A 13,329-nucleotide genomic window follows, 5' to 3' on the forward strand; every position below is an offset into this window, starting at 1 on the left:
GGAATTTCGCGGCTTCTGGCTTTAGTGCGAAGCAAGTTCGTCGTTAGCCGCGGCGCGGAGGCTGACGCCTGGGTACGTCCCTGATATTTCAGGCTACGGAAGGCCGTGAACTTGACGATGCCTGTCGAGCAGAACCGCGTCGCCGGTACGGCGAACTCCGCCGATGAATCCGTCGCGATCATCGGCATGTCCTGCCGTCTGCCCAGGTCGCCGGACCCCGCGGCCTTCTGGCGTCTGCTCTGCGAGGGGCGGGACGCGATCTCGGAGACGCCCGGTGACCGGTGGGACGTACCGGGCCGGGAGCCGGGCTCGGTGCCGCCGCCCGGCGCCCGGTACGCCGGGCTTCTCGATCACGTCGACCGGTTCGACCCGGGGTTCTTCGGCATCTCGCCCCGCGAGGCCGTGGAGATGGACCCGCAGCAGCGCCTCGCGCTGGAACTCGGCTGGGAGGCGTTGGAGGACGCCGCGATCGTCCCGGGGACGCTCGCGAGCAGCCGGACCGGTGTGTTCGTCGGCGCGATCGCCGACGACTACGCCATCCTGCTGTCGCGCCGCGGCGGCGGGACGGCCACCCCGCACACGCTGCCCGGCACCAACCGCGGCGTCATCGCCAACCGGCTCTCCTACGTCCTGGGACTGCACGGGCCGAGCCTGAGCGTGGACGCGGCGCAGTCGTCCTCGTTGGTCGCCGTCCACCTGGCCTGCGAGAGCCTGCGCAAGGGCGAGTCGACACTGGCGCTCGTCGGCGGCGTGAACCTGATCATCGACGCGGACAGCACGGCGCGGGCCGTCGGGTTCGGCGGGCTCTCCCCGGACGGCCGCTGCCACACCTTCGACGCGCGGGCGAACGGCTATGTGCGGGGCGAGGGCGGTGTCTTCCTCGTCCTGAAACCCCTCAACCGGGCGGTGGCGGACGGCGACCACGTGTACTGCGTGATCGACGGCAGCGCCGTCAACCACGACGGTGCCTCCGACGGGCTGACCGTCCCGAACGCCGACGCCCAGCGGGAGGTCATGCGGCTGGCGTGCCGCCGGGCCGGGGTGGACCCGGCGGACGTCCAGTACGTGGAGTTGCACGGCACCGGCACCCCGGTCGGCGACCCCGTGGAGGCCGCCGCGCTGGGCGCCGCCTTCGGCGCGCCGCGCTCCCCGGACTCGCCGCTGATCGTCGGTTCGGCCAAGACCAACGTGGGGCATCCGGAGGGCGCGGCGGGCATCGTCGGCCTGCTCAAGACCGCGCTGAGCATCGAGCATCGCCGGATACCGCCGAGCCTCAACTTCGAGACCCCCAACCCGCGCATCGACATGGACGGGTTGCGGCTGCGGGTGCAGACGGCCCTCACCGGGTGGCCGCGCCCGGACCGTCCGCTCGTCGCGGGCGTGAACTCGGTCGGTGTCGGCGGGACGAACTGCCACGTCACGGTGTCGGAGCCGCCGGCGCCCCGGCCCGCGCAGCGCCCGGCGGGGACGGCCTCCCCGTCGCTGGTGCCCTGGGTGGTCTCGGGTCGTGACCCGGCGGCGCTACGGGCGCAGGCGGCGCGGCTCCGGGAGCACGTCGCCGCCGACCCGGATCCGACGCCCGAGGACGTGGGCTGGTCGCTCGCCACCACCCGCGCCTCCTTCGAGCATCGGGCCGTCGTCCTGGGTTCCGACCGGGACGGCCTGCTCGACCGGCTCGCCGCCCTTGAGCAGGGCGTGGACGGTGCCGGGCTGGTCACCGGACGGGCCGGCGACCCGGGCGCGACGGTGTTCGTGTTCCCTGGCCAGGGCTCCCAGTGGGACCGGATGGCGCTCGACCTGCTGGACACCTCGGCCGTGTTCCGCGACGCCGCGACCGCCTGCGACGAGGCCCTGCGCTCCTACCTCGACTGGTCGGTCCTCGACGTGCTGCGCCGCCGGCCGGACGCGCCGGGCCTCGACCGCGTGGACGTCGTCCAGCCGGTGCTGTTCACGATGATGGTCTCCCTCGCCGCGCTGTGGCGTTCGTTCGGTGTCGAACCGGACGCCGTCGTGGGCCACTCCCAGGGCGAGATCGCCGCCGCCCATGTCGCCGGGGCGTTGACCCTCGACGACGCGGCCCGCATCGTGACCGTCCGGAGCCGGGCCTGGCGGACGCTGGCCGGGCACGGCGGCATGGTGGCCGTGTCGCTCAACGCCGACGAGCTGCGTCCCCGACTGGAACGCTGGGACGACCGGCTGTCCATCGCCGCCGTCAACGGACCGGGCACCGCCGCCGTCGCCGGTTCCCCGGACGCGCTCGACGAACTCGTGCGGGAACTGACCGGCGAGGGGATCCGCGCCCGGCCCATCCCCGGCGTCGACACCGCGGGCCACTCGCCGCAGGTCGAAGCCCTCCGTGACCTTCTCCTCGACGAACTCGCCCCCGTCTCGCCGGGCCCGTCGAGCGTCCCGTTCTACTCCACCGTCACCGGCGGGCTGCTCGACACCACTCGGCTCGACGCCGCGTACTGGTACCGGAACATGCGCGAGCCGGTCGAGTTCGAACGGGCGACGCGGGCGCTGATCGCCGCCGGGCACCGGGTGTTCGTCGAGACCAGCCCGCATCCCATGCTGACCGTCAGCGTGCAGGAGACGCTGGAGGACGCCGAGGAGACGCGTGGTCCGGACGGGCCGGGCGGCCGGTCCGTCACCGTGGGCACCCTGCGCCGCGACGAGGACGTCTGGCAGCGCGTCCTCACCGCGCTGGCCGAGGTGCACGTCCGGGGGACCGCGGTCTCCTGGCAGGCCGTCCTCGCGGGCGGCGAACCCCGCCGCGTCGCGCTTCCGACGTATGCGTTCCAACGTCGGCGCTACTGGCCGGACCTTTCCGCCGCCGCGTCATCCGCGACCCCGGCGCCGGCCACCGCCACCGAACCCCGCGACCTTCCCGAGGAGGACGACGTCCCGGCGGAGGCCGCTCCATGGTCCGTGCGGCTGTCCGGGCTGTCGCGCGCCGATGCCGAGCGTGCGCTGCTGGAGATGCTGCGCACCCAGGTCGCCATCGTCCTCGGGCACGTCACGGACGAGGCGGTGGACATCGACCGCTCCTTCAAGGACCTCGGATTCGACTCCGCCTCGGGGGTCGAGCTGCGCAACCGGCTGGCGACCGCGACCGGGCTGCGGCTGCCGACCGGCCTCCTGTTCGCCCACCCGACGCCCGCCGCGCTGATCCGGTACCTGCACGACGAACTCACCGGCGCGGCACCGGACGCCGCCGAGGACGCCGCCGACGACGCCGCGCGGAACGAGGTGAAGGCCCCGCCCGCGGACGGCGATCCGATCGTGGTCGTGGGCATGGCCTGCCGGTTCCCGGGCGGCGTGTCCTCCCCCGAGCAGCTCTGGCAGTTGGTCGCCGGCGGGCACGACGCCATCGGCGACTTCCCCGCGAACCGCGGATGGGACGTCGACGGCCTGTTCGACCCCGTCCCGGGGACGCACGGCAAGACCTACGTCCGCCAGGGCGGGTTCCTGCACGACGCGGACCGGTTCGACGCGAACTTCTTCGGGATCAGCCCCCGCGAGGCCGTGGCGATGGACCCGCAGCAGCGGCTTCTCCTGGAAACGTCCTGGGAGGCGCTCGAACGGGCGGGCATCGACCCGACCACGCTGGACGGCACGCCCGCGGCGGTGTTCGTCGGGACGACCGCGCAGGACTACGGGCCCCGCGCGCACGAGGCCCCCGAGGAACTCGCCGGATACCTGCTCACGGGCGGCACCGCCAGCGTCGCGTCCGGCCGCATCGCCTACACGCTCGGCCTGACCGGCCCCGCGGTCACCGTGGACACCGCCTGCTCCTCATCGCTGACCGCGCTGCACCTCGCCGGGCAGGCGCTGCGGCAGGGCGAGTGCACGCTCGCGCTGGCGGGCGGTGTGACCGTCATGGCCACTCCGGGCGTGTTCGTCGACTTCAGCCGCCAGAAAGGCCTGGCCGCCGACGGCCGCTGCAAGCCGTTCGCCGCCGCCGCCGACGGCACCGCCTGGTCCGAGGGCGCGGGCATGCTGGTGCTCGAACGGCTCTCCGACGCGCGCCGCAACGGCCATCCCGTCCTCGCCGTCGTCCGCGGGTCCGCGGTCAACCAGGACGGGGCCAGCAACGGGCTGACCGCGCCCAGCGGCCCGTCCCAGCGGCGGGTGATCCTGCGGGCGCTGGACGCGGCCGGTCTGACCCCCGCCGATGTCGACGCCGTCGAGGCCCACGGCACCGGGACGTCCCTCGGCGACCCGATCGAGGCCGAGGCGCTTCTGGAGACGTACGCGCACGACCGTCCCGCGGACCGGCCCGTGCTGCTGGGCAGCCTCAAGTCGAACATCGGGCACACCCAGGCCGCCGCCGGAGTCGCCGGCGTCATCAAGATGATCTTGGCGATGCGGGAGGGCGTGCTCCCCGCGAGCCTGCACCTCGACGAGCCCACGCCGCGGGTCGACTGGTCGCGCGGCGCGGCGGCGCTGCTCTCCACGGCCGTGCCCTGGCCGGAGACCGGCCGTCCGCGCCGGGCCGGGGTGTCGTCCTTCGGCATCAGCGGCACCAACGCCCATGTCATCCTCGAGGAGGCGGCCCCCGCGGACGAACCGTCCGAGGACGGCTCCGCCACGGGCCCCGGCGACTCCGAGCCCACGCCCTGGCTCCTGTCGGCCAGAACCGAGGAGGCGCTCCGGGCCCAGGCGGCACGGCTCGCCGAACATGTGACCGCCGACCCGACCCTCGGCGCCGCCGACATCGGCCACTGGCTCGCCAGGAACCGCGCGACGCTCGAACACCGGGCTGCGGTGGTCGCCACCGACCGGGACGGCCACCTCCACGGCCTGCGGGCCCTGGCCCGGGGCGAGACGGCGCCGGGCCTCGTCCTCGGGACGACCGTCGGCGGCACCGGCGCGACGGCCTTCCTCTTCACCGGCCAGGGCAGCCAGTACCCCGGCATGGGCCGCGAGCTCCACGACGCCTTCCCCGTCTTCGCCCGTGCCCTGGACGAGGTGACCGGTCACCTCGACACGCACCTCGACGTGCCGCTCCGCACGGTGATGTTCGCGGCAGAAGGCACCGCCGAAGCCGCCCTGCTCGACCAGACCCGATACACGCAGACCGGCCTGTTCGCCTTCGAGGTGGCGCTGTTCCGCCTGTTCGAGTCGTGGGGCGTCCGCCCTGACCGCCTGATCGGCCATTCCGTCGGCGAGATCGCGGCCGCCCACGTCGCGGGCGTCCTGACGCTCCCGGACGCCTGCGCCCTCGTCACCGCCCGCGCCCGCCTCATGCAGGCGCTGCCCACCGGCGGCGCGATGGTCGCCATCGAGGCGACCGAGGACGAGACGGCCGAGTCGCTGCACGGCCATCGGGGCGCGGTCGCGGTCGCCGCCGTCAACGGACCGGCCTCCACCGTCATCTCCGGTGACCACGACGCCGTCATGGCGGTCGCCGAGGAGTGGCGGGCCCGCGGCCGCAGGACGAAACGGCTCAACGTCAGCCACGCCTTCCACTCGCCGCACATGGACGGCATGCTCGACGACTTCCGGGACGCCGTGGCCCGCCTCGACCACCACCCGCCGCGGATCCCGATCATCTCCAACCTGACCGGGGAGCCCGCCGCCGTCGCGGACATCACCGACCCCGAGTACTGGGTGCGGCACGTCCGCGAAGCCGTGCGGTTCCACCATGGCGTCGGGTCGCTGCTGGCGTCCGGCGTCACGACGCTTCTCGAAATCGGGCCGGGCGGCACCCTCACCGCGATGGCCGCCGAGACGGTGGCCGGGGCCGCGGACGGCGTCGACCGGACGCTCATCCCCGCGCTGCGGGGCGGGGAATCCGAGGCCCAGGCCGTCCTCATCGCCCTCGCCCGGCTCCACACCGCCGGTCACGCCGTCCGCTGGGAGACGTTCTTCACCCGGTCACCCGCCCGTCCGGTCGACCTGCCCACCTACCCCTTCCAGCGACAGTCGTACTGGTACCGGGCCACGCCGGACGAAGCCGGCGACACCGGGCGCCACCGCATCGCCTGGCGGCCGCTCGCCTCCGTCCAGGCGGGGCCCGTCGACGGCGGATGGCTGATGGTCGTGGCGGCCGGTCACACCGACGACGAATGGGCGACCGCGTCGGCGGCGATGCTGACCGAAGCGGGCGCCGACGTCACCACGATCGTCCACGACCCCACCGAACACGACCGCGAGACTTTGGCGGCCCGGCTCCGCGAGGCGGTGACGGGTGGCTCCACCTCGATCCGTGGAGTGCTGTCGCTGCTCACCGGCCCGGTCGGCGCGCTCACCCTGATCCAGGCCCTCGGCGACGCGGAGATCCCCGCGCCGCTGTGGGCGACCACCCGCGGCGCGGTCGGCACCGGCGACCGCGACGAGCCGCCGCACCCGGCCGAACGGCAGGTGTGGGGGCTCGGCCAGACCGCAGCGCTGGAGCATCCGAGACGCTGGGGCGGTCTCGTCGACCTGCCGGAGACGCCCGACGCCCGGACGCTCGCGCACCTGCGCCTCGCCCTGTCCGCCCCGGCGGGCGAGAACCAGTTCGCCGTCCGACCCTCGGGCCTGTTCGTCCGGCGGCTCGTCCCGGCGCCCGCACGCGACATGCCGACCGGGACCGGATGGCGGCCACGCGGCACCGTCCTGATCACCGGCGGTACCGGCGGGCTCGGCGCCCATGTCGCCCGATCGCTCGCCGACCGCGGAGCCGAGCGTCTCCTGCTGGTCAGCCGGCGCGGCCCCGCCGCCCCGGGGGCGGACGACCTGGCCACGGAACTGCGCGGCCTCGGGCCGGACGTCTCCGTCGTCGCCTGCGACGTCGCCGACCGCGCCGCACTGAAGGCCCTCATCGACCAGGAGCGCGCCGACCACGGGCCGATCCGGGCGGTGGTGCACGCCGCCGGAACGGTACGGCCCGTCCCGCTGACCGACCTGACCGTGGCGGAGCTGGAGTCCGCCACCGCCAAGGCCGTCATGGCAGACAACCTCAGCGACCTCCTCGACGCCGAACAGCCCGATCGGCTCGACGCGTTCGTCCTGTTCTCGTCGATCGCCGGGGTGTGGGGGAGCGGAGGCCTGGCCGCCTACGCCGCCGCGAACGCGTCCCTGGACGCGCTCGCCGAGCGGCGCCGCGCGCACGGCCGTCCGGCGACGGCGCTGTCCTGGGGAATGTGGGCGGGCGCGGGCATGGGCGCCCAGGACGACCTCGGCGGGCGGATGGGCCGGCACGGCATCGGCGCGATGCCGCCGGAGCGCGCGATCGACGCGATGTGGCGGGCCCTGGACGACGACGAGACCGCCCTCACCATCGCCGACGTGGACTGGCGCCGCTTCCTCCCGGCCTTCACCGCCGTCCGGCCGCACCCGCTGTTCGACGAACTGCCGGAAGCCGGGCGGGCCACCGAGACGGCCACGCCGACCGCCTCCCGCTCCGGCGCGGCCGAGGAGCTACGCCGAAAGCTGGACGAGCTGGACGCCGCCGACCGGCTGCCCTGGCTGGTGCGGCTGGTGGGGTCGTACTCCGCCACCGTCAGCGGCCGTCCCGACGAACGCGCCATCGATCCGGAGCGGCCGTTCCGCGACCTGGGCTTCGACTCGCTCATGGCCGTCGAACTGCGCAACCAGCTGGTCGCCGGCACCGGCCTCGACCTGGCGACGACGCTCACCTTCGACCACCCGACGCCCGCCGCCGTCGCCGCGCACCTGCACGACCTCCTGTCCGGCGAGCGGCGTACGGTCGCCGACCACGAGACCGTCGCCGGACCGGCGGACGAGCCGATCGCCGTGGTCGCGATGGCGTGCCGCTACCCGGGGAACGTCCGGTCGCCGGGCGACCTGTGGCGGCTGGTCGACTCGGGCGCCGACGCCATGGGCGGCTTCCCCGCCGACCGGGGCTGGGACCTGGACCGGCTGCTCGACCCGGACCCCGGCCCCGGCGATCACGACATCTCCCACACCGACACCGGCGGCTTCCTCTACGACGCCGGCGACTTCGACCCCGAGTTCTTCGACATCACCCCGCGCGAGGCGCTCGCCATGGACCCGCAGCAGCGGCTGCTGCTGGAGACCGCGTGGGAGTCGTTCGAACGCGCCGGGATCGACCCGGCGTCCCTGCGCGGGAGCCGCGCGGGCGTCTTCGTGGGCGCCTGGTCGCAGGAGTACGGCGGTGGGATGGGCGGAGCGTCCGAGGAGGCGCGCGGCTACATGGTCACCGGCGGCGCGACCAGCGTCACCTCGGGCCGGGTCGCCTACACCTTCGGTTTCGAGGGCCCGGCGGTCACCGTCGACACCGCGTGCTCGTCGTCGCTGGTGGCGCTGCACCTGGCCGCGCGGTCGCTGCGGTCCGGCGAATGCACGATCGCGCTGGCGGGCGGCGCGACCGTGATGGCCAACCCCGGAGCCTTCATCGAGTTCAGCCGGCAGCGTGGGCTGGCTCCGGACGGCCGGTGCAAGTCGTTCGCCGCGTCGGCGGACGGCACCGGCTGGGGTGAAGGCGTCGGTCTCCTGCTGCTTGAGCGGCTGTCGGACGCCGTCGCCAACGGCCATCAGGTTCTGGGAGTGATCCGAGGCTCCGCGATCAACCAGGACGGCGCCAGCAACGGGCTCACCGCACCCAGCGGAAGCGCCCAGGAACGCGTCATCAAGGCCGCGTGCGCCGACGCCGGGGTGTCTCCGCGCGAGGTGGACGTGGTGGAGGCGCACGGCACCGGAACCAGTCTCGGCGACCCGATCGAGGCGCGGGCGTTGATCGCGGCCTACGGTCGTGACCGGGCTCCGGGACGGCCGCTGCTGCTGGGTTCGGTCAAGTCCAACATCGGGCACACCCAGGCCGCCGCCGGTGTCGCCGGAGTGATCAAGATGATCGAGGCCATGCGCCACGGTCGTCTCCCGGCGACCCTGCACGTCGACGAGCCGACACCCCACGTCGACTGGTCCGACGGCACCGTCGAACTGCTCACCGACCCGACCCCCTGGCCCGACAACCCTCATCCGCGCCGCGCGGCCGTGTCGTCCTTCGGGATCAGCGGCACCAACGCCCACGTCATCCTCGAAGCGGCACCCCCCACCGACACACCAACCCACCACGACACACCGCCCGACCCCGCAACCGTCCCCTGGATCATCTCCGCGAAGTCCGAGGACGCGCTGAAAGCGCAGGCGGAACAGTTGGCCACGCACGTCCGCGCGCATCCCGACCTGGGCACCGCCGATGTCGGCCACGCGCTCGCGACGACACGCCACGACTTCGACCACCGCGCCGTGCTCGTTGGCGGCGACCGGACCGAGCTACTGGACACCCTGGACGCCCTGGCCCGAGGGGACGCCGCCACGGTCGGCATTGTGACCGGCCGGAGAACCACCCCCGGCAAGACGGCGTTCATGTTCACCGGGCAGGGCAGCCAGCGTCCCGGCATGGGACGGGAGCTGTACGAGGCGTTCCCCGTGTACGCCCGCGCGCTCGACGAGGTCGTCGCCGCACTCGACCCCCACCTCGACCGGCCCCTGAAGCCGATCATGTGGGCGGACCGGGGTTCGGCCGAGGCGGCGCTGCTAGACCAGACCGCCTACACCCAGCCCGCCCTGTTCGCCGTCCAGGTCGCGCTGTACCGGCTGCTGGAGCATTGCGGCCTGCGCCCCGACCACCTCATCGGCCATTCCATCGGCGAGATCACGGCCGCGCACGTGTCCGGCGTCCTCACCCTCGCCGACGCCGCCGCGCTGATCGCCACCCGTGGCCGGTTGATGCGGTCGCTTCCCGAGAACGGCGCGATGATCGCGATCGACGCGGACGAGCCCGAGGTCCGCGACGCGCTCACCGTCATGGACGAGGGGCACGGCGCCGCGGTCGCCGCCGTCAACGGGCCCCGGTCGGTCGTCGTCTCCGGCGACCGCGACGCCGTCCACGCCCTCGCCGCACGGTTCGAAGAGCAGGGCCGCAGGACGAAGGAGCTGCGCGTCTCCGGCGCCTTCCACTCCCCGCACGTCCACGCCGTCCTCGACGAGTTCGAGCGGGCCGCGCGGAAGGTCACCTACCATCCGCCCGCCATCCCGATCGTCTCCAATGTGACCGGCGCGCCCTGCGGCGACGAGCTGCGCACCCCGGAGTACTGGGTCCGGCAGTTGCGCGAGGCGGTCCGGTTTCACGACGGCGTCCAGACCCTCCACGCGGCCGGCGTCACGGCCTACGTCGAGGTGGGCCCCGGCACCGCCCTCTCCGCTCTCGCCGAAGGCACCGTCCGGTCCATCGCGGAGGACGGTGACGCCTCCGGCTTCGTCCCCCTTCTCCGCGACGGGCGGTCCGAGACGAGGACCTTCGCCGCCGGGCTCGCCCGCGCCCACACCCGGGGCCTCCCGGTCGACTGGGAGGCGGTGTTCTTCCCGCGGACTCCGGCCCGCCCGATCGAACTGCCCACCTATCCGTTCCAGCGGCGGCGCTTCTGGCTCGAACCGGCCCCGGCGTCCCACGCCACGGACAGGGGCCATGAGACCCCCGACCATCCGCTGCTCGACTCGCGCGTCGAGCTGGACGACGGCGGGCTGCTCTTCCTGGGACGGCTCTCGCTGCGCTCCCAGCCGTGGATCCTCGACCACATCGTGTTCGAGGACTACGTCGTACCGGGCACGACCTGGATCGAGCTCAGCACCTGGGCGGGCCGGCAGGCCGGTTGCCACCGGCTGGAGGAGTTCGCCCACGAGTCGCCGCTGCTGCTCACCGAGGGCCGCGTCGCGGAGTTCCAACTGCGCCTCGGAACCGCCGACGAGAACGACCGCAGAACGGTCACCCTGCGCTACCGCCCGGTGGAGGCCACCGAGCCCCAGCCCTGGAAGGTGCTCGGACGCGGAGTCCTCGGACCCGGTGAGGACGTCGCCGGCCGCCCGGCGCCGGACGACCTGCGGGTGTGGCCGCCGAAGAACGCGGTCGCGCTGGACGCCGACCGCTTCTACGAACACTTCGACTCGCTCCGCCTCTACCTCTGGGGACCGTACTTCCGGGGACTGCGGTCGGCGTGGACCCGCGACGGCGACCTGTTCGCCGAGATCCGGCTCGCCGACGGCACGGAGCCCGGCCGGTTCGATCTGCATCCCGCGCTCCTGGACGCCACGATGCACGCGCTCGGCCTCGACAAGATCAACGAGGGTCTCACGTCCCTGCTCGCGAACGGTGAGGACGACACCGAACGTCCCCGCATCCCCTTCGCATGGCGCGGCGTCAGCCTGCACGGCGGTGGTGGACGCTCCCTGCGGGTGCGGCTGACGCCCACCGGCGCGGAGAACAACGGCGTGGCGCTCACCATCGCCGACGAGACCGGCGGGCTGGTCGCGACCGTCGACTCCGTCGTCCTGCGCCCGGTCTCCCTGCGGCAACTCAAGGACGCGCTCGGCGCCGCCCGAACGGCCGCCCGGTTCGGCCTCGGCTGGAACCCGCTGGCCACGTCCGAGACAGCGCCCCCGGAGGACGTGGCGGTGATCGGTCTCGGCGACGACGACCCGGAGACCGTGCTGGACGTCGCGTCCACCCCGGTCTACGCGGGCCTCGACGCCCTGCGCTCGGCGATCGACGACGGGACCCCGGTGCCCGGAATCGTGCTCGTCCCCTGCTCCGGCGGCGACACGGACGACCAAGCGGCGGCCGTGCACACCGTGACCGGACGAGTCCTGGAACTGGTGCGGGCATGGCTCGCCGACCCGCGCCTCAGCGCATCGCACCTGGCCGTGGTCACCCGAGGGGCGGTCGCCGTCCTGGACACCGACCGGATCGACGAGCCGTCCACCGCCGCGATCTGGGGGCTGCTCCGCTCCGCCCAGCGCGAGCAACCCGGACGGTTCACACTGATCGACGTCGATGACCGGCCCGCCTCCGTGAAGACGCTGCTCGCAGCGCTGGCCGGGGCACGGGCCGAGGACGAGCCGCAACTCGCGCTCCGGCACGGCGACGCATACGTGCCGAGACTCACGCGCCTGCCCGAACCCGCCGACCAGGACCGGGACCCGGCGCCGCTGCTCGACCCCGCCGGGACGGTCCTCGTCACCGGCGGCACCGGAACGCTCGGCGGCCTGCTCGCTCGGCACCTGGTGACCGAGCACGGCGCCCGTCATCTCCTGCTCACCAGCCGCCGCGGCCCCGCGGCCGGCGGCGCGGCCGAGCTGGAACGGGAACTCGCCGGGCTCGGCGCCGAGGTCACCGTCCGCGCCTGCGACGCCGGAGACCGCGACGCGGTGGCCGCGCTGCTCGCCGAGATACCGGCGGACCGTCCCCTCACCGCGATCGTCCACACCGCCGGCGTCCTGGACGACGCGGTCGTCACCGAACTGACCGCCGACGCGCTCGACGGCGTGCTGCGCCCCAAGGCGGACGCGGCCTGGCACCTGCACGAGCTGACCCGCGATCTCGACCTGTCGGCCTTCGTGCTGTTCTCCGCCGCCGCGGGGATCCTCGGCGGGCCCGGCCAGGCCAACTACGCCGCCGCGAACACCTTCCTCGACGCGCTGGCCCGGCATCGCCGGGACGCCGGACTGCCCGCCCTCTCGCTCGCCTGGGGCCTGTGGGAGACGCCCAGCGGCATCACCCGCCACCTCGGCACCGCGGACCTGCGGCGCATCGCGCGCGGCGGAATGAAACCGCTCACCGCACGGGACGCCCTGGCGCTCTTCGACGGCGCGCAGGCCCCCGGCCCGGAGACACAACTGCCCGCCCGGCTCGACCCCGCGCCCCCGCGCGACGGCGATCCCGTGCCCGCCGTCCTCCGAGGTCTCGTCCGCGAACCGGCCGGCGCGTCGGCCGACCAGGCGTCACCCGCGCGGGTCGCCGCCGACCGCGCGGACCTGGTCCGGCGCCTCGGCGCCCTCCCGGCCGCCGCCCGGCGCAGGGAGATCACCGATCTCGTGGTCGCGCACATCGCCGGTGTCACCGGCCGACCGGCGCACGGCATCGACACCGAGCGGCCGTTCAACGAGATGGGCCTCGACTCGCTCATGGCGCTGGAACTGCGCAACCGGCTCGGCGCCGCGACCGGCCTTTCGCTGTCGGCGACCCTCGTGTTCGACCACCCGACGGCCACGGCCCTGTCCCACCATGTGGAGGACCTCCTGTTCCCCGACGGGGACGACCCCACGAGCACGGACGGCTCCGCCGATGCCGGGCTCGATGTGCGGGAGGCGGACATCCGGCGCTCGCTGAACTCGATCCCGCTGAGCCGGCTCCGCGAGGCCGGCCTGATCGACACCCTGCTGGAACTGGCCGACACCCCCTACTGGTCGCCGCCCGTGAACGGCGACCACGACCCCGAGGAGGTCGACGCCATGGGAGTGGAGGACCTCATCCGCCAGGCCCTGAACGATGAGCTCTCCGATGCCGATTCAGAGTCCTGA

The 13,329-nt window shown here is 74.1% G+C and carries 1 protein-coding gene; it reads left to right on the plus strand.

Annotation, left to right across the window (positions count from 1 at the left end):
• The first annotated feature begins 117 nt into the window (after positions 1-117).
• Entirely contained in the window at positions 118-13,329 is a 13,212-nt protein-coding gene (locus BZB76_RS35060; protein WP_246007363.1) for a type I polyketide synthase, read from the plus strand.

The organism is Actinomadura pelletieri DSM 43383, from assembly GCF_003634705.1.
GTDB classification, from domain to species: Bacteria; Actinomycetota; Actinomycetes; order Streptosporangiales; family Streptosporangiaceae; genus Spirillospora; species Spirillospora pelletieri.

Coding starts and splice junctions, on each gene's coding strand:
- BZB76_RS35060 (WP_246007363.1), top strand. CDS start 118: ATGCCTGTCGAGCAGAACCGCGTCGCCGGTACGGCGAACTCCGCCGAT.